At 72.0% G+C, this 17,893-nt stretch carries 16 protein-coding genes and 1 pseudogene; 10 read left to right on the top strand and 7 right to left on the bottom strand.

The genetic code is table 11. From position 1 onward, the window contains the following. Both FL311_RS29120 and FL311_RS29115 read left to right on the top strand, forming a co-directional pair. Positions 1-1,409: pseudogene (locus FL311_RS29120) on the top strand (serine hydrolase); the annotation flags it as partial. 183 nt (positions 1,410-1,592) lie between these two features. After that, a complete protein-coding gene (locus FL311_RS29115) occupies positions 1,593-2,492 on the top strand; it encodes a YIP1 family protein (RefSeq protein WP_141330152.1) in 900 nt (299 codons plus the stop codon). Between the two features lie 92 nt (positions 2,493-2,584). Here FL311_RS29115 and FL311_RS29110 read toward each other — a convergent pair whose 3' ends face one another. Continuing rightward, entirely contained in the window at positions 2,585-3,682 is a 1,098-nt protein-coding gene (locus FL311_RS29110) for a hypothetical protein (protein ID WP_141330150.1), read from the bottom strand. A gap of 198 nt (positions 3,683-3,880) precedes the next feature. Beyond that, positions 3,881-4,294 carry an amidohydrolase family protein gene (locus FL311_RS29105; protein ID WP_141330149.1) on the bottom strand — a complete coding sequence of 138 codons (414 nt, stop codon included), beginning with the start codon at positions 4,292-4,294 and terminating at the stop codon, positions 3,881-3,883. A gap of 212 nt (positions 4,295-4,506) precedes the next feature. Here FL311_RS29105 and FL311_RS29100 point away from each other — a divergent pair, with 212 nt between their 5' ends. Beyond that, positions 4,507-5,226, top strand: a complete 720-nt coding sequence (locus FL311_RS29100; RefSeq protein ID WP_141330147.1) for a trimeric intracellular cation channel family protein — start codon at positions 4,507-4,509, stop codon at positions 5,224-5,226. Positions 5,227-5,320: 94 nt separating this feature from the next. Here FL311_RS29100 and FL311_RS29095 read toward each other — a convergent pair whose 3' ends face one another. Beyond that, the gene (locus FL311_RS29095) at positions 5,321-6,436 is read right to left on the bottom strand and encodes a kelch repeat-containing protein (RefSeq protein WP_141330145.1); all 1,116 of its coding nucleotides are present in this window, start codon (positions 6,434-6,436) and stop codon (positions 5,321-5,323) included. 175 nt (positions 6,437-6,611) lie between these two features. Between FL311_RS29095 and FL311_RS29090 the strand changes: the two genes are divergently transcribed. After that, complete coding sequence (locus tag FL311_RS29090) at positions 6,612-7,514, top strand: LysR family transcriptional regulator (RefSeq protein ID WP_141330143.1); 903 nt, start codon at positions 6,612-6,614, stop codon at positions 7,512-7,514. A 193-nt stretch (positions 7,515-7,707) separates the two neighbouring features. Then, on the top strand, positions 7,708-8,205 hold the full coding sequence (locus FL311_RS29085; RefSeq protein ID WP_228557150.1) for a DoxX family protein: 498 nt from the start codon (positions 7,708-7,710) through the stop codon (positions 8,203-8,205). Here FL311_RS29085 and FL311_RS29080 read toward each other — a convergent pair. Together FL311_RS29080 and FL311_RS29075 are read right to left on the bottom strand one after the other, a co-directional pair. After that, entirely contained in the window at positions 8,172-9,512 is a 1,341-nt protein-coding gene (locus FL311_RS29080) for a nicotinate phosphoribosyltransferase (RefSeq protein WP_141330141.1), read from the bottom strand. The two genes, FL311_RS29085 and FL311_RS29080, sit on opposite strands and share 34 nt — an antisense overlap. A gap of 60 nt (positions 9,513-9,572) precedes the next feature. Then, the gene (locus tag FL311_RS29075; RefSeq protein WP_141330139.1) at positions 9,573-10,025 is read right to left on the bottom strand and encodes a co-chaperone YbbN; all 453 of its coding nucleotides are present in this window, start codon (positions 10,023-10,025) and stop codon (positions 9,573-9,575) included. 258 nt (positions 10,026-10,283) lie between these two features. On the opposite strand from FL311_RS29075, the gene FL311_RS29070 reads away from it, so the two are divergent. From FL311_RS29070 to FL311_RS29055, 4 genes are all read left to right on the top strand, one after another. Continuing rightward, the gene (locus FL311_RS29070; protein WP_141330136.1) at positions 10,284-11,297 is read left to right on the top strand and encodes a 2-hydroxyacid dehydrogenase; all 1,014 of its coding nucleotides are present in this window, start codon (positions 10,284-10,286) and stop codon (positions 11,295-11,297) included. Positions 11,298-11,330: 33 nt separating this feature from the next. Next, a complete protein-coding gene (locus tag FL311_RS29065) occupies positions 11,331-12,620 on the top strand; it encodes a universal stress protein (RefSeq protein WP_141330134.1) in 1,290 nt (429 codons plus the stop codon). A 192-nt stretch (positions 12,621-12,812) separates the two neighbouring features. Continuing rightward, on the top strand, positions 12,813-13,400 hold the full coding sequence (locus FL311_RS29060; RefSeq protein ID WP_141330132.1) for a superoxide dismutase: 588 nt from the start codon (positions 12,813-12,815) through the stop codon (positions 13,398-13,400). A gap of 105 nt (positions 13,401-13,505) precedes the next feature. Beyond that, positions 13,506-15,140: an ankyrin repeat domain-containing protein gene (locus FL311_RS29055; RefSeq protein ID WP_141330130.1), complete on the top strand. Its 1,635-nt coding sequence runs from the start codon at positions 13,506-13,508 to the stop codon at positions 15,138-15,140. A 7-nt stretch (positions 15,141-15,147) separates the two neighbouring features. Here FL311_RS29055 and FL311_RS29050 read toward each other — a convergent pair whose 3' ends face one another. Together FL311_RS29050 and FL311_RS29045 are read right to left on the bottom strand one after the other, a co-directional pair. Then, positions 15,148-15,807 (bottom strand): hypothetical protein, encoded by a 660-nt coding sequence (locus FL311_RS29050; RefSeq protein WP_141330128.1) that lies wholly within the window; start codon positions 15,805-15,807, stop codon positions 15,148-15,150. Between the two features lie 121 nt (positions 15,808-15,928). Further along, positions 15,929-16,987 carry an SMP-30/gluconolactonase/LRE family protein gene (locus FL311_RS29045; RefSeq protein ID WP_141330126.1) on the bottom strand — a complete coding sequence of 353 codons (1,059 nt, stop codon included), beginning with the start codon at positions 16,985-16,987 and terminating at the stop codon, positions 15,929-15,931. Here FL311_RS29045 and FL311_RS29040 point away from each other — a divergent pair. After that, the gene (locus tag FL311_RS29040) at positions 16,986-17,891 is read left to right on the top strand and encodes a hypothetical protein (RefSeq protein WP_141330124.1); all 906 of its coding nucleotides are present in this window, start codon (positions 16,986-16,988) and stop codon (positions 17,889-17,891) included. The genes FL311_RS29045 and FL311_RS29040 overlap by 2 nt on opposite strands. Positions 17,892-17,893: the final 2 nt, after the last annotated feature.

Raw genomic sequence — 17,893 nt, 5'->3', positions numbered from 1 at the left:
GGGGGACGGTGGGGGACATGCTCGGCTTCGGTCGGGCGGTGCTGTCGCACCGGCTGGTGTCTCGCGACACGATGGGGAAGATGCAGGCGTCCATGGCCACGAGCGATGGGCGGCTGACGGACTACGGCATGGGCTTCGCGACCTATCCGCTGCGAGGCCACTACCTGGTGGCGCACGCGGGAGGGCAACCGGAGACGACGACGCTGCTGGTGATGTTCCCCGCGGAGGACACGGTCATCTCGCTGGCCACGAACATCGAGGGCGAGGCGAAGCGCCTGCGCCGGCTGTCCATCCGGTTGATGGAGGGGGTGCTGGAGCAGGGCGTCACGCGGCGGGATGCGCACTTCACGGACCCGGTGGACTCGGTGGTGTACGAGGGGCTGGGGCGCATCGCGAGCTACGGGCTCGCGTACCATCTGTGGGCCACGCGCGGGCCGGGCTCGCTGCCGGCGGAGGAGGACCTGCCGGGTGCATTCAGCCGGGTGTCGGAGCTGCTGGACCGCAAGGCGATTGCGCGCGATGGCAAGGCGGCGCTGGAGCGCATCCGCGGTGGGCATGACCCGCGGCTGGGGTCGGTGTTCATCCGCGTGGGCGCGCACATGGCGCGCACGTTGGAGAAGGCGCGGGGCCCGGAGCGGCTGCTGGCGTATCCGGCCGAGGGGCCGCTGTCGTTCTTCGCGGACTACCTGGCGGCGTGTGAGGCGCAGGGGGTGCCGGACACGGAGCGCTTCGGGGAGCCGCTGCGCACGGACCTGCTGCGCTTCGTGGCGGGGTGGAAGCGCGCGGAGGTGCCGGAGCTTCAGCGTCAGCGGCTGGACGAGGAGTCGAACCCGGAGCCTCGCTGGGCGGTGGTGAAGAAGGCGGCGGGGCTGTCGCCGGACGTGCGGCCGGACTACTCGGACGAGATGCTGCGCATCGCGGAGCGCTTCGCGTGGCGCAAGCAGCAGGCGGGGCGGCTGCGCTGGCTGGAGCGCGCGGTGGAGCTGCACCCGAGGAGCGTGGACGCGCGGCTGGCGTTGTCGCAGGCGCTGCTGGTGGCGAAGCGGGACGAGGAGGTGCTGGGGCAGCTTCGCGAGGCCCACGCGACGCCGCAGGGCATGCTGGCGCTGGCGCCGACGCCGCTGCTCAAGCGCGTGGCGGAGGCGGAGTCTCCGCGCGTGGGGCTGGGGCTCTTGCGTGCGGCGGTGGCGTTGCACCCGGAGTCGCCGGAGCTGTGGGAGGCGCTGGCGAAGCGGGAGAAGGCGCAGGGGCACAAGGCCGAGGCGAAGGCGGCGCTGCGCCAGGCGCGCCGCGCGCGGGAGGCCCGGCCGGAGCCCTCGGTGGACCCCGCGAGCCGGAGCGGTGGAGACCGTGGCGCGGGCCCCGTTCCGGATGACCACGGACTGGTGCGGCCGCGTCCGTCGCCCTGAGCGGGGGCTCGCGTCGCGAGCTGGAGTGACCACGGGCTGATGCGTCCGTGTCTCATGTCCTGAGCGGGTGGCTCGCTCGTCGAGTCCCCGAGGGCAGACGGGCAGGCGCTGAGCGTGAGCCGCTCCCGGTGGTGTCTCCCGCCATGTCCTTGCGAGCGTTGCGACTGTGCGAGGATGTGAAGCGTGTCCGAGCTCGTGTGTCCCTTCTGCCAGTTCCCCATGGGGGCGGGTGCCCTTCGCTGCGGTGGCTGCGGCGCTTCCTTCCTCGTCTCGCCTCCGCCCGACTCGGGCGCTCCGGTGTGCGCCGTCCATCCCCAGTGGATGAGCCAGCATGCGTGTGAGCGCTGCGGCGCCTTCGCGTGCGCCCGGTGTCTGCGCCGAGGTCCTCGGCGGGAGCTGGTCTGCGAGTCGTGCCATGCCCGCGTGCCCCACGCCCTGCTCCCCTGGGACCAGCGCGCGGAGCTGGGCTGGGTCAAGGCGTTCTGGAAGACGTGCGTCGAGGTGATGCTCCGCCCCGTCACCACCTTCGAGCGGATGTCTCGCGAGGCGTCGGTGGGCGACTCGCTCCTCTTCGCCGGCCTCAGCGCGTTCGTGGGCTACGCCTCCACCTGGCTCCTCTACACCCTCTTCCTGCTCGCCTTCCCCTACGAGAGCTTCCCCGCCAGCGGCTCCGACAACGAGACCCACCCCGCGCTCTTCCGCGGCGTCGTCGGGGTCCTCTTCGTCGTCTGCATGCTGCTGTTGCCGTTGCTGAGCATGGGCCTCACGCTCGCTGTCGCGGGGCTGGACCACCTGGTGCTCAAGGTCGCCGGCGCGCAAGGCACGTTCAGGACGACGCTGCGCGGCCATGCCCTGTCCCAGGGCGTCAACCTCGCGGGCCTGGTGCCCTTCTGCAGCATGTACGTGCTGCCCTTCTGGAGCCTCGGCGTCCGCGTCTCCGCGTACCGGAGCCTGCACGGGGTCGGCTGGGGACCCGCGGTGTTCGGCGCGCTGCTGATACCCGCGCTCACCTGCTGCATCGGCGTGGGCGGCTACGTGGCCATCATGACGGCCATCCTCGCGCCCGGGGCCCTCAAGCCCTGACGGCCGCGCTCAGTGCTCCGCGTCGCCACCGTGGAGGAGGGCCCTGCCTTCGCGTCGCGGCGACGCTGGGCGCGCTCGTGCACCTGAGGGGACTACTGCGCCGCCGACGCGCCCGCCGTCGGGATGGCCGCCGTCACCGTGCGCTGCTTGGGCCAGAAGCGCGCGTCGTGCACGTCGTCCAGTGACGCGATGCGCTTCTTCGTGCGCGCGTCGTAGATGCGGGCGTGGGCCTCCGCGCTCACCAGCAGCAGGGCGCCCCTCACGCGCACGGCCACCACCTCCGTGGGCGACAGGGACAGGGACTCGGGCTCGGACAGCCGGTCCTCCGACTCCCACCGCAGCGGCAGCATCAGCACCGGCAGCTCGGTCGCCGCGCGCCATGCGTACAGCGGCCCGCCATGCGTCTCCAGCGAGACCCAGGCGCCGTACTCCGTATGGCCCTTGTCCTTCACCACCGCGTCCAGTCGCACGGCGTCCTCGCTGCCCTCGGAGAGCTCCGTCGCGACGGGGTCGTCCGGGTCCGTGCCGACGGTGGAGGACACCAGCTGGCTCGCGGTGGCCAGCGCGCTCGTGCCCGGCGCGTCCTCGGTCTCGTACACCGTGGCGACCGACTCGATGCGCTTCCACGTCACACCCTCGCGGCGGTACGCGTGGGCGAGGCCCGGGCTGCTGCCCTCCATCTCCGGCACCCTCAGCTTGCGGCCGTCGACGACGAAGAACTCCTCGCCGCGCTCCTCCTTGCGCGTCAGCCCCTCGAGCTGGGAGACGAGCGCCACCACCTGCCCCCGGGCGTCGAAGCCGACCGTGTCCGTGTGGCCCTCGGTGGGCAGCGGCAGCGGGACACCCTGGGCGGCGTCGAAGTCCACCCTCCAGGCGCGCGGCTGCACGTTGCCGTTGCCCCGGTCCACCAGGATGCCCTGCTTGCCGTCCGGGCTCCACGCCAGGCTGACCCGCGCGCAGGGGGCCTCCACGGTGACCAGGGCCTTGCGTATGCCCGTGGTGTCCTGCCGCAGCCACGTACAGCCCGCCGGCGCCGCGTCCTGGAGGAGCGACAGCGAGAAGGCGGGCACGGGCTCCGGGGCGGGCTTGGGCGCCGCGGGCGTCTCGGGGACGGGGTCCTGTGACTTCTTGCAAGCGCCACCGAGCAGCATGGTGCCGAGGAAGAACGCGGGGCCGAGATGGCGGAGCATGGAGGCTCTCCGGTGCGGGGTTCCTTCACACCATCGCAGAACGGCCGGAGTGGGAGGAAGTCACCCTCGGAGTAGCCGGCGAGGAAGTTTCCGATAGCCCACTCGCGCGTGGGTGCCATTCACCCCGCTCCCCGCGTCACGACGCGTCGCTTCCGCCGCATGTCTTTCCATTTTCTCGCCGGATGAAGGCAGGCGGGCTCAGACGAGCCAGCCGCTCTCGTCGAGGAACAGGGCCTCGCTGAACACGGTGTCGTCGTCTTCCTTCGCGGCGCGCGCGTTGTCGAAGTAGAGGCTCTCGCCGTCCTTGACGATGTGCAGCACGCGCAGGTCCTCGCGGGCGCGGGGCGTGATGGTGAGCGGGTTGTCGGAGAGCACGACGAAGTTGGCGCGCTGACCGGGCTCGAGCGTGCCCTGAGGTTCGGCGTCGCCGGAGGCCGCGGCGTCGGTGGTGGTCGGGTCATCGACGATGGCGGGAATCATGGTGCCGCCCCGCAGGGAGACGACCTCCGTGTCGGGGCCGCGCAGCGCGAGGATGTCGGCGCGGGTGCCCACGGCGAGGATGCGGCCGGCCTGGACGGCGATGGCCTCGGCGGTGGGCTGCTGGTCGTTCATGGTGAGGAGGGGGTTACCCGAGGAAGGTGTTGTCGCGCTCGGAGCACGTCCACGGGGGCGTGAGGTGTCGCGCCGTCGCCCGAGAGGTTGCCCGCTGGGGTGGGAGCGCCGTGCGGACGGCCCCTGGCTCTGTCGGCGTGGATTGCCCGCGAGGCGTGTCGTCCCCACGCTGCCAATGGGGTGGAGCGCTGACGGGCCGCCTCGCGCATGCCATGTCACTCGACCTGACGGAACCCGATGTCCAGGAGCAGGTCATCTCACTGGGGACCCTGGTGGCGGACCTGCTGGGGGTGTTCTCCGGCTCGGTGCTGGGCGCGCTCTTGGCGGAGCGTCGGAAGATGGACCTGATGGGCTTCCTGGTCCTGGGCCTGGTGTCCGGCGTGGGGGGCGGCATCCTTCGCGACACGCTGCTGCAGGTGGGGCCTCCGCTGGTGTTGGTGAAGCCCGCGTACCTGGTCGCGGCCTTCACGGGGGCGTTCGCCGCGTTCCTCTTCGAGCTGCGTCATGGGCCGACGGTGAAGCTCCTGTCGATGCTGGACGCGCTGACGCTGGGCTCGTTCGCGGTGGCGGGCACGCAGCGCACGCTGGAGGTGGGGCTCAGTCCGGGGACGGCGGTGTTGATTGGCATCATCACCGCGTCGGGGGGCGGCATCATCCGCGACGTGCTCATCCGGCGCACGCCCACGGTGATGAGGCCGGAGCCCGGGTACTACGCCATCGCCGCGCTCGCGGCGAGCCTGGTGTGCCTGGTGTTCTCGCTCATGGGGCACAGGCGTCTGGCGTTGGCGGCGGGCATGGCGGTGGGCGCGCTGGTGCGGCTCATCTCCGTGCGGCGCGGGTGGAGGCTGCCGGTGAAGCGCTCGCGGCAGCCTCCCAGGAAGGGCGATGACTTCGGTGGGCCCCCGGACAGCGAGGAGTGGGTGAAGCCGTGAGCCGTGAGGTGATGGCTCAGGGCTTCTGCTTCTCGCGGAGGACCTCGGCGGGGAGGCCGCGCCGGAACGAACGCGGCAGCGCCGAGACGACGGGCTACTCGGTGAACAGCTCCGCGGAGGAGTACAGCTCAGGCTCCTCCTGGCTGGAGCCGCCCGCCACGAGCACCTTGCCGTTGATGAGGCGCGTGGCGGTGTGGCCCTGCGTGGGCTGGTCATTGCCCACCACGGACAGCTGCCAGAAGGCCTGCGGGTCGTAGACCTCCGTGACGCCGCCAATCTGGTTGCGCGTGCCGCGCGCGACGAGCACCTTGCCCGACGGCAGCAGCGTCAGCGAGTGGCCCATGCGGCGCTCCTCGGTGGCGTAGGACGTGTACTCCCACTCGTTGTCCTCCGGCCAGAACAGCCACGCGCCGCTCGCGAACTGGCCCTGCTCCTGACCGACGACCAGCACCGCGCCCTGGTTCAGCAGGACGGCCGCGTGCCCGTAGAACGCGGGCGCCGCCGCGGCGGTGCTCCACGTGCCCGTGCTCACGTTGTAGACCTCGGCCGCGCCGACGACGCCGTCGTCGTTGACCGCCAGCACGTTGCCGGACGGCAGCCGCGTGAGGCTGGTACGGCCCGCCACCACGGACGTGGAGCCCGTCGCCGTCCACGTGCCTGTCGCCGGGTCATACAGCTCCGCGCTCTTCAGCGCCGTCGCCCCGAAGCCGCCGAACACCAGCACCTTGCCGGTCGACAGCACCACCGCTTTGTGGCCCCGCCGCGCCGTGGCCAGGCTGCCCGTGGCGCTCCACGTGTTCGTCGAGGGGTTGTACAGCTCCGCGCTCGCCAGCGTGCCGGCGCCCTGGCCGCCCACCACGAGCACCTTGCCCGAGGACAGGAGCGTCGCGGTGTGGCTCGAGCGCGTCTGGCTCATCGTCGCCGTCGCCGCCCAGGTGTTGGTGTTCGGGTTGTACGTCTCCGTCGACGCCGTCACGCTGCCCCAGCCGCTGCCGCCCGTGACGAGCACGTTGCCCGTCGGCAGCCGCGTCGCCGTGTGGTACGCGCGCACCTGGCTCATCGACGCCGCCGCGGACCAGGGAGAGGTGAAGGCCGCCCGCGCCTCGGCACGCGGCGCCTCGGCCGCCGCCGTGGTGGCGCACGTCATCGCCGCCAGCGCTCCGAACAGTCCCAGGCCCAGCCACGTCTTCGCTGTGGTTGCTCGTGTCATCCGTTCCTCGTGGTGAAAGGGTGAGGCCGCATTGTGACAAGTGGGACCGACGCTCCGGGCGGTCTTCCACGTCAACTCCGCGTGACGGCGGCATAACAGTCACCCGGTTGCATTGGAAATACGGTGTAGATGTGTGTGTCTGGTCCTGGAGGTATGTCCGTGGCAGCCTGCGCGCGTGACGGAGCCTCTGTTCGATGACCTGCTGGGCCTCGCTTGCTTCGCGCGCGTGGTGGAGCATCGCTCGTTCACCCGGGCGGCGGAGGTGCTCGGGGTGTCCAAGTCGGTGGTGAGCGCGCGCGTCTCCCGCCTGGAGTCCAGGGTGGGGGAGCGGCTGCTCATCCGCACCACCCGCAAGCTCTCCGTCACGGACGCGGGGATGGGCGTGTACGCGCACGCCGCGCGCCTGTTGGAGGAGGCGGGCGCCGCCACGCGAGGGGCCTCCGACGCGGGGCGGGGGAGCCTGCGCATCAACGCGCCCATCAGCTTCGCGCAGATGTACCTGGCCCGTCCCCTGGCGCGCTTCCTCGCGGCCCACCCGGGGGCTTCGGTGGAGGTGATGTTGAGCGACAGGCTGGTGGACCTGGTCGAGGAGCGGGTGGATGTCGCCTTGCGAATCACGCGCCTGCGCGATTCGAACCTCGTGGCGCGCAAGCTCGCGACCACCGCGCTGTGTGTCTGCGCGGCCCCTGCCTACCTGAAGCGCCGGGGGACACCCCGCGGGCCCCAGGACCTGTCGGGCCATGCGTGCCTGCGCTACGCGCACCTGCGCGCCGAGGACGAGTGGCGCTTCCACGGCCCCCGGGGGCGCATCCCCGTGTCGGTGAGCGGTCCGCTGACGGTGGCCAACGGCACCCTGCTGCGCGAGGCGGTGGCGGAGGGCATCGGCCTCGCGGTGCTGCCGCGCTTCATGGTGGCCGAGGACCTGCGCGCGGGGCGGCTCGTCACCGTCCTGGACGACTTCATGCCGAGGCCCGTGGGCATCCACGCCGTCCACGCGGCGGGGCGCTCCCCCGCGCCGCTGGTGCGCGCCCTGCTCGACGTGCTGGCCTCGGAGTTCCGCTCCTCGCGCTGGGGCTGAGCCTCCGCGCGTGGCAGCCGCGCGTCGAGCCCGAGCAGAGCGCTCGCCGGCGAACTTCGTGCGGGGCCTCCGCCTGCTCACGCGCGGGCCTCCGAGCGCTGACGCAGGCGGGACAACGCCCGGGATTGTCCTGCCAGCAGAACGATTCGTTCTCGAAGCTGACCTTCCGTCGGAGCCGCCCGGCGCGCATTCCATGTCGCGTCAGCTCATCCGTCTTCCGGAGGTCATCGTCATGCTCGGCAGCGCATCCCACCCCCCTTCATCCGCCCTCGCCGCCACCGTGCTTCGCGTGTCCCTGGGCGTCGTGTTCCTGGCCCACGCGGGCGCCAAGTGGTTCATCTTCACCCTCGAGGGCACCGCCCGGTTCTTCGTGGCCCATGGCTTCCCCGGGTGGATGGCCACGCCGGTGTTCGCCATGGAGCTGCTCGGCGGCCTCGCGCTCATCGCGGGCCTGCGGGTCCGCCTCGTGTCACTGGCGCTCCTGCCCGTGCTGCTCGGCGCCTTCGCGTCCCACGCCTCCCTGGGCTGGATGTTCACCAACCCGGGCGGAGGCTGGGAGTACGTCGCCTTCCTCATCATGGCGCTCGTCACCCAGGTCCTCCTCGGCAGCGGCGCCTTCGCCGTGGACGGCGTCCTCGCGCGAAACGCCTCGGTGAATCACGGCTCGGTCGCCCAGACCTCCACCTCGTGAGCCCGCGCCCGCGCCAGCCCGTCCCCGATGACGACCGAGTAGGGCGGCCTCGCCGGCTCCAGGGCCCGCACCTCCCTGGGCAAGCGCTCACGCTCCCGACGCGCGTACTCCCGAGCCTCGGCCAGTGACGCCACGGCCCCGGGCACACGCTGTCCCGCGCGCATCACCGGCCGCAACAACGGACGCCCCCGCGCGGCGTCCCCCCGCCGCACCAGCAGGTCGCGCCTCGCCACGCCGTCCTCCTCCTGCCGGTACACCTGCTTCGCCCCCGGGAGCAGCGCCTTGCCCGCGGACAGCTTCACCCGCGCCCGGCCCGCGTACTCCACCAGCTTGTAGGCCATGTCCAGCGAGGGTGCGTCCGCGGACACGCCCATCGCCGTGCCCACGCCGAAGCTGTCAATCGGCGCCCCGCGCGCGAGCAGCCCCGCCACCTGCTCCTCGTCCAACCCGCCACTGGCCACCAGCCGCACGCGCTGAAGCCCCGCCTCGTCGAGCAGCTCCCGCGCCGCCAGCGACAGCGCGAGCAGGTCCCCCGAGTCGAGCCGCAGCGCGCGCACGCGGAACTCCTCTCCCTGCTCGCGCGCCAGCCGGATGACGTGCTGGATGCCGCGCAGCGTGTCGTAGGTGTCCACCAGCAGCGTCGCGTCCGGATACACGCGCGTGAAGGCGCGGAACGCCTCGAGCTCATCGTCGTGCGACTGCACGTAGCTGTGCGCCATCGTCCCCGCGAGCGGAATCCCATACCGCTTCCCCGCGAGCACGTTCGACGTCGAGTCCACCCCCGCCAGATACGCCGCGCGCGCCACCTTCAGCCCCGCGTCCGCGCCGTGGATGCGCCGCAGCCCGAACTCCATCACCGGCCGGCCCCTCGCCGCCTCCACCACCCGCGAGGCCTTGGACGCCGCCAGCGTCTGCAGATGCACCAGGTTGAGCAGGTACGTCTCCACCAGCTGCGCCTCCGGCAGCGGCGCCCGAACCTCCAACAGCGGCTCCTGCGCGAAGACCGGCGTGCCCTCCGGCATCGCGTCCACGTCCCCGCTGAAGCGGAAGCGCTCCAACCAGCGCAAGAGCCGGTCCGAGAAGCGGCCCGTCGACTCGAGCCACGCCAGGTCCTCGGACTCGAAGCGCAAGTCCTCCAGCGTCTGGAGCACGTCCTCCAGGCCCGCCGCCACCAGGTAGTTGCGCTGGCGAGGCAGCCGGCGCGCGAAGAGGCTGAACACCCCCTCGTCCCACTGGCCCTCGGCCAGGTACGCCTCCGTCATCGTCAGCTGGTAGAGGTCCGTCAGCAGCGCGGCCTCGGACTCCATGTCGACTCCCCTCCTGCGCGGGCCCCGAGTCGAGGCGCGGGCCGCACGCGAATGCACGACTCAGGCCGTCACGCCCGTGCCTCCTTGCGCCGACGTCGCGCCCGCCACCCAGCGCTCCAGCTCCGGCTTCGGCATCACCCCGCTGCGCCGTGCCACCTCGCGCCCGCCCTGGAACACCACGAACGTGGGGATGCCCTGCACGCCGAGCGCGCTCGCGGAGCGCGGGTTCTGCTCCGTGTTGAGCTTGAGCACGAGCAGCCGCCCCGCCTGGGCCCGGCCCACCGCGTCCAGGATGGGGGCGGCCGCGCGACACGGCGCGCACCAGGGCGCCCACAGGTCCAACAGGATGGGCACCGGCGAGCCCAGCACCGCCCGGTCCAGCCCCTCGCCGTCCACCTCCTGCGGCGCGCCCGACAGGTCCAGCGCCCGGTGACACCGGCCACACTCGGGGTTTCCCGAGGGCCGGGGCTCTCTCACACGATTGAACGCACCACAGGCCGCGCAGCGGAACATGACGCCTCCTTCTCGACAGCCTCTCATTGCGAAAGGTAGGCCGCGCGGGCCCCCGGCGCGTCCCCCGCGAGCACGTCACGCCGAGGGCACCGCCTGCTCGCCCGCCACGGTGCCCCGAACTTTTTGCGCCCTTTGTCGCACGTGCGCAGCTTTTTCGCGGTCCTCCATCGCGCCCGGGCCACGAGGAGGGCATGGTGTGGGCGTTGCAACGGGAGCACCAGCACGACGGGCACCCGGTCCGTCGGCGGGAGGGCAGGCATGCGGCTGGCGGTATTCGACACCCATCGCTACGACCGGAGCGCGTTGGAGGAAGCCAACGCGGACTTCGGCCATGCGCTGACCTTCCTGGAGCCCCGCCTCACGGCGCAGACCGCGCGGCTGGCGGAGGGCTTCCACGCCGTGTGCTCGTTCGTGAACGACCGCGTGGACGCGGCCACGCTGGAGCTGCTGCGCGCGTGCGGCGTGCGGCTGGTGGCCACGCGCTCGGCGGGCTACAACCACATCGACCTGGAGGCCGCGCGGCGGCTGGACGTGCGGGTGACGCGCGTGCCGGAGTACTCACCGCACGCGGTGGCCGAGCACGCGGTGACGCTGGTGCTCTCGCTCAACCGCCACATCCCCCGCGCCTTCGCGCGCGTGCGCGACTGGAACTTCTCGCTCGACGGGCTGGTGGGCTTCGACCTGGCGGGCAAGACGGTGGGCATCGCCGGCACGGGCCGCATCGGCCGCGTCGCGGCGCGCATCTTCCGGGGCTTCGGCTGTGACGTCGTCTGCTTCGACGCTGCTCCCGACGCGGCCTTCGCGCGCGAGGTGGGCGCCCGCTACGTGACGCTGGAGGAGCTCTACGCCGTCAGCGACGTCATCTCGCTGCACGTGCCGCTGACGCCGGGCACCCACCACATGGTGGACGCGAAGGCGCTGGCACGGATGAAGCGCGGCGTGGTGCTGGTCAACACGGGCCGGGGCGCGCTCATCGACAGCCGCGCGCTCCTCGACGCGCTCAAGTCCGGCCACATCGGCGCGGCGGGCCTGGACGTGTACGAGGAGGAGGAGGGCATCTTCTTCCAGGACCTCTCTGGCCAGGTGCTCCAGGACGACGTGCTGGCGCGACTGCTCACCTTCCCCAACGTGCTCGTCACCTCGCATCAAGCCTTCCTCACCCGCGAGGCGCTGGGCAGAATCGCCCACACCACGCTCGCGAGCGTCCGGGCCTTCGAGCGCGGCGAGCCCCTGGTCAACGAGGTGCGCGTGGAGCAGGTGCGGCCCGCGTGAACCCCATCCCGTAGCCGACTCGAGGAGTCCCCCATGTCCATCGTCTGCGCCACCAACTTCTCCGATGCCGCGCGCCGTGCGTGTGACGTCGCCGCCGAGCTTGCCCGGAAGGCGAACGTGCCGCTGTTCCTGGTGCACGTGCTCAACCCCAACTCCGCGCGGGCCTTCGGTCCCTCGCTGCTCCAGGCGGCCGAGGCCGCGCTGGGTGACGAGGCGAAGCGGCTGTCCCAGAAGGGCGCGCGCGTGGAGCAGGAGCTGCGCACCGGCGAGCCCTCCGCCGAGGTCGCCGACGTGGCCCGCCAGCGCCTGGCCATGCTGGTGGTGGCGGCCTCGCCCAGCAAGGAGGCGCCGTTCCTGGGCGTCGGCGGGACGGTGGACCGGCTGGCGCAGTCGCTGGAGGTGCCGCTGCTCGCCGTGCAGGACGCGAACGCCATGGAGGCGTGGGCGCGGGGCCAGCGGCCGCTCAAGGTGGTGCTGGGGGTGGACCGCTCGCTGCCGTACGAGGCCGCGCGCGAGTGGGTGCGCGCCCTGGGCGTGTGGGGCCCGCTGGACGTGGTGGGCGCGCGCGTGGTGTGGCCGGACGAGGAGTACCGGCGGCTGGGCCTGCCGCGGCCCATGGAGCTGGCCGAGGTGACGCCGGAGCTGCGCGCGGTGCTGGACAAGGAGACGCAAGCCCTGGTGACGCCGCTGGGCACGCAGGGCGTGAAGGTGCGCACGGTGCTGGAGCCGTCCCTGGGCCGCATCGCGGACCACCTGGTGGAGCTGGCCGCGCGCGAGCAGGCGGACCTGCTGGTGGTGGGCACGCACCACCGCCGGGCGCTGGGGCGCATGTGGAGCGTGTCCCACAACGCGCTCCGGCTGGCGCGGGTGTCGGTGGCCTGCATCCCGTCGCAGGCGATGGCGCCGGGCGTGGACGCGCCCCTGCCGTCGTTCCGCGAGGTCATGGTGGCCACGGACTTCTCCGAGACCGGCAACCACGCGGTGGCGCACGCCTTCGGCCTGGTGCCTCCCGGGGGCAAGGTCTACCTGGTGTCCGTGGCGGAGCTGGGCTCGCAGGTGGACACGGAGCGGGGCCGGCTGATGGCGCTGGTGCCGCGCGAGGCGGAGGCCACCGGACGCCGCGCGCAGGCGGAGGTCATCATGGATGCCGAGGACGTCGTCACCGCGCTGGTGCAGACGGCGGAGCGGCTGGGCGTGGACGCGGTGGTGATGGGGACCCACGGACGCACGGGGCTCAAGCGCGCGCTGCTCGGCTCGACGACGCAGGCGGTGCTGACGCGCACCTCGCGGCCCGTCCTGCTGGTGCGGCCTCCCACCGTGTGAAAGGCGACGCTCCACGCGCGGGCCCGCCCACCCGGAGGGCGGGCCCTCGTACGAAGCGTCGAAGTGTTGACCCGAGGATGGGCGGGGGGCTCCAGCAGGTTGGCGGCACGCCAATGGATTGGAGTCAGGCCCTCTTCCTGGGTGGGATGGTGGTAGGTGTCCTCGTCCCTTTACCCTGGAAAGGACCTGACCATGGCCGTCACGTTGCCCCCTCTTCCCTACGCCCATGACGCCCTCGCTCCGCACATGAGCAAGGAGACGCTGGAGTACCACCACGACAAGCACCACGCGGCGTACGTGAACAACCTCAACAAGCTGCTGGACGGCAAGGCCGAGGCCTCCAAGTCCCTGGAGGAGATCATCCTCAGCAGCGACGGCGGCGTGTTCAACAACGCGGCCCAGGTCTGGAACCACACCTTCTTCTGGAACTGCATGAAGCCCAAGGGCGGCGGGCTGCCCACGGGTGAGCTGCTGGCGGCCATCGAGCGCGACTTCGGCTCCTTCGACAAGTTCAAGGAGGAGTTCTCCAACGCGGCCGCCACGCAGTTCGGCTCCGGCTGGGCGTGGCTGGTGCTGGCCAATGGCAAGCTGGCCGTCACCAAGACGAGCAACGCGGACCTGCCGATGAAGCACGGCCAGAAGGCGCTGCTGACCATCGATGTGTGGGAGCACGCGTACTACATCGACCACCGCAACCTGCGGCCCAAGTTCATCGAGACGTTCCTCACGCACCTGGTCAACTGGGACTTCGTGGCGGACAACCTCCTGAAGAAGGGCTGAGTTTTCCACCGGGGGGTGGCTATCCAAGGCGGGCTGTCATTGGGTTGAATGACAGCCATGGCCCTTGCCGCCCCCCGTTGGTCGTCCCACCGCCGGAGCCGGGGCGTGACGAAAGCCCTGGTGCTCGTGGCGCTCTGTCTTTCGATGGGCGCCGCGGCCGGGCTGTTCGTCCTGAAGCAACGCGGGTTGCTCGGCGAGGCTGGCCGCACCGTGCGGGCCCCTGTCGTGTGGTGCGAGGGTTTGCCGGTGGAGCGCTGCGGGCAGCATCCGCGCGACTGCCGCGTCCTGGCCTACTGCGATGGCGTGAAGTTCTGCGCGGCGACGACGGCAGCGCCTGAGCCCTGTGGCGCGGCGGGCGAGCGACCCGAGGGCATCGAGGGAGGGGCTGACGGGGCGACCCCGCTCGTGGAGGTGGCGGAGGACCCGGTGATGGAGGCCGTGCTCCGCTCGGACGGGTTCCGCCTGAGTGAGCTCATCGCCTCCGGGCGTGGCATCAACCTGCCGGGCAGGTCCAAGGCCACGCGGAACCTCTCGCCGCTGATGGCGGCGGCCGAGAAGGCGGATGTGGCCATCACCCGGCTGTTGCTCTCGTCGGGGGCGGACCCCTCGCTGCGGGTGCCCCGGCACGCGGAGGCCTGGCCGCCCCATGGGTGGACCGCGCGGTGCTTCGCTCGTTTCCAGGGGCTGTCCGCGGTGGAGGCGGGGCTCGTGGGCGCGAACACGGAGGAGGAGGGGTGTCTGCGGGAGGCGGACCTCCTGTCGGCGTTCCGGAGCCGGGACTCCACGCGCGCCCTCTCGCTGAGCCGCGAGCTGCGCGGAAGCGTGCAGGTCCGGGTGCTCGAGCGGGCCGCGGAGCTCTCCCTCAAGCACCGCAGCCCCTTGTTGATGCGCGCGGCGGTGGGCGCGGGCTGGGTTCCGCCGAAGGGCAACGAAGCCAGCTTCGAGCGCTGGCCCGCCTACCGGGCGTTGCTCCAGCGGGACCTGCAGACCGTGGAGGTCCTCGTGGAGGCGGGGGCGCGGTGGCCGCCGCTCGCGGAGCTGGCCCGGCTGGGACATGCGGACCTGGTGCGGCGCTCCCTCGAGGCGGGGGCGGACCCGAATGCCCAGCTGCCTCGGCTGCCCACGCCGCTCGTGGCGGGGGTGCAGTCGGGGAGCAGCGCGGTCGTCGACGTGCTGCTCGAGAAGGGCGCCGACCCGAACCTGCCGAGCCGGGGGGACGTGATGCCCCTGGGCGCCGCGGTGAACCGCCCGGGGGGCGCTCCCGCGGACGAGGAGATGGTGGGGCTGCTGCTGGAGGCGAAAGCGAATCCCAGCACGGCGGGGAAGGTGGGCGCCCTGTTGTACGCGGCGACGGGGGCCTGTCGTCCGAGCATGATTCCCCTGGTGCTGAGCCATGGGGCTCGCTGGGACAAGGCCACCCAGGGCGCGTTCCTGTATCTGTCGGCCCTGGACGCCCGCGAGTGCCCGGACGCCTCGAAGCTGGAACTGCTCCAGGCGCTGCTCGCGGCGGGGGTCACCCTGAGCGCCGAGGACTCGGAGCGCCATGATGCGCGGTGGCGCGAAGCCATCCTCCATCCCCCCTTCGCGCGGGTCCTGCGTCAGGCGGGGCTGGTGCTGGCGCCCGTGCCTCCCAGGCCGGTGCATGAGAAGCACCTGCTCCTGTTCGACTCCGCGGACAGGGGCCAGGACCCGCGTGGCGAGCCCCGGTGGAACAACGCCGCGTCCTCCGACGCGCCGTGAGGTCCGCTCAGAAGGCGATGCCCGTCTGGATTTGCGGCCCGAAGCTGATGCCGCTGTCGCCCGGCGCGCCCGTGAAGAACAGCGGCAGGTCCAGCTCGAGGAACCACTTGAGGTGTTCGGTGATGGGGAAGGGCTTCACGACGATGGGCACGACGCCCAGGTTGAACGGCTGGCCCGCGCCCACCTGCATGGCCAGGCGCACGCCGGCGGTGAAGCCGCCGAAATTGTAGAGCAGGCCCGGGTCCACCACGAAGCTGGTGCCCACCCGCTCCGGCTCGCCGTCCTTCTCGAAGTCCCAGCGGCTGAAGGCGATGAACTCGAAGTCGAGCGTCCACTGCTCGGTGAGCTTCAGCGAGATGCCGGGCGTCAGGCCCAGGGAGAAGAAGTCCCCGCCGATGACCGTGGTGTCATCGTCGGTGATGTTGAGCACGGGCAGCGCGAAGCCCACGTGACCGCCCAGCCGCGGATACATGGCCGCCAGGCCGGAGCCGCCCATGGCGGCCTCTTCGTGGTGACGGCGGTGCCGCTTGTCCTTCTTGAGTGAGTACCCGGAGCTGGGGCGCCAGTCCTCGCCCTCGTGCTCGGTGGCCTGCGCGCTCCAGGGCGCGAACGTCGCGAGCAGCCCACCCAGCCCCACCATGGCTCGCCAACCCAGCCGACTCCCCATGCAGCCATCCCCCTCGTGACACTTCGCCCTACCTCGACACGACGGAGGGTGGGGAGCCCCTCAAGTCAGGACAAGCCGGCTGGGACTGGGGGGCAAGGGGCGCGTCGGATTCTGGTGGGCCTCAGGGCAGCTCGCAGTCGAGGAAGTCCTTTTCGAAGACAGGGCCCAGCAGCATCCGCTTGCCGAAGACGGCGGCGGTGGCGGTGGCGGAGGTCTGCTGTCCGTCGTCGAGGAAGACCTCGGTGACCTTCATGTCCGCGTCGGTGCCGGACAGGCGCAGCACCTGGGCGGGCGCGCGGGCCTTGCCGGTGGTGTCGCCCGCGTAGGCGGCGAAGTCGAGCAGCTTCGGATGGGCGGCGACCCAGAGGTTGCCCTCGGCGTCGAGCTCGATGTTGTCCGGGCCGGTGTCCAGCGCGAGCGAGTGGCGCAGGGTCAACGCGCCCGTGTCCACGTCGCGCGAGTAGCTGTCGAGCGTGCGACCCACGGCCTGCGCCAGGTACACCGTGGCCCCGTCGTGGGAACGGTTGATGCCATTGGCGTACGTGGTGCCCTCGATGACCTTCTTGAAGCGCTGGCCGTCGAAGTAGAGGACGTTGCCCTGGCCCAGTTGGAGATAGTCCTCCAGGGTCTGCCAGAAGCCCGGCGGGTTGCCGTGGTCGTTCGTCACGTAGAAGCGCTCGGCGTCCACGGCGACCACGTCGTTGGGGGAGACGAGCTCGGGGCCCCCCCGGGTGGCGCGGTGGACGAGCAGGCCGTCGCTGCCCACCTCGAAGCGCTCGATGGTGTTGCGGTGCCCCGGGAGGTGGTTCACGACGAAGAGCGTCTGCGCGCCGGTGGGGTCCACGTACAGGCTGATGCCGTGGGGCTGGAAGGTGCCCTGGAAGCTCCCGGTCAGCAGCACCGGCGGCGTGTCGCCGTCGAGCGAGTAGCGGTAGATGTCGCCCCGGACGGGGGCGCCGGCCGCCATCGCCGCGCGGCGGTCGTGCGAGGACACGTAGGCGTACTCGCCGCTCGGATGGAAGGTGAGGTCCTCCGCGCCGGGCATGCCCGACACCGGCTTGCACCTGCCGGGGGCGTGGGGGGCGATGGAGCGGAACTGACCCGCGTCTCTCATTGTCTTGAGCGCGAAACCCGCGAGCAGCACGCACAGCACGCCCGCGACCATCAGGAGTTTCTTCATGGGGATTGGGAGGCAGGGAGGAGGAATCCCGCAGGCTACCACGGCGGTGTGGAGGCGGCTGGGACCCTGGCGCCAGGTCCTGGTGACGGGGGGCTTCCTGCTGTTGCTGAGCCAGTCGCGCGGGGCCCTCTGGGACGTCCGCCCGCCGGAGCCGACGACGGTGTTCCTGCCGGTCTCGCGGGTCGAGGGGCCCTCCGGGCCGATGCGCACCTTCGAGGATGGGATTGACGTGAGGGGGCGCGTGCTCGACGCGCGCGGCAGGCCCGTGGCCCGGGGCTTCGTCTCCTTCACCCTGCCGGGCGGCCTGTGTGGCAATGAGCCTCGGATGAAGGGGCGGGTGGCGTTCACCGGGGGCGTCTTCCGGGTGGAGCTGCCTCACGCGAGGTTCGTGACGGTGGTCGCGGAGGACGGCCGCGCGAGCTCGGTCCTCGTCGAGCCAGGGCTGTTCCGGAGGGTGGAGGTGACGGCGGTGCTGCCGGACCACCCGACCGCGCCCTCGGGCGCGGACGCCGTGCTGCCCTGGGCACGGCCCGAGGGGCCCATCGACGAGATGTCCGAGCGGCGCTCGCCGCGTGAGGCGCGCCAGGCCGCCGCGCTGACAGGCCCCCCGCGCACCGCTTGTGAGTACCTGGCGGGCGCGCGCTTCGAGACCGTGGCGGTCCCCTCACGGGGGGCGCGGGAGGTCGAGTTCCCCGTGACGTCCGAGGGGGAGCTCACGTTGGACCTGGGGCGCTTCGTCGGGTCATCCCCGGTGGACTGCGACGGCTGGAGCCTGGTCCAGGTGGACCGGGCCTGGATGACGCGGCGGCGCGTGGGGCACGTGGAGCCGTCGACGGGGCGGCTCGTGCTCGAGGGCGTCGAGTACCTGCGCGCGGGCCCGGTCCACGGGGGCCGCGTGTACTGAGC

Origin of the sequence: Myxococcus sp. AB025B (genome assembly GCF_006518215.1) — a bacterium.
Taxonomy (GTDB): Bacteria; Myxococcota; Myxococcia; order Myxococcales; family Myxococcaceae; genus Myxococcus; species Myxococcus fulvus.
This window is presented reverse-complemented; position numbering and strand designations above follow the sequence as displayed.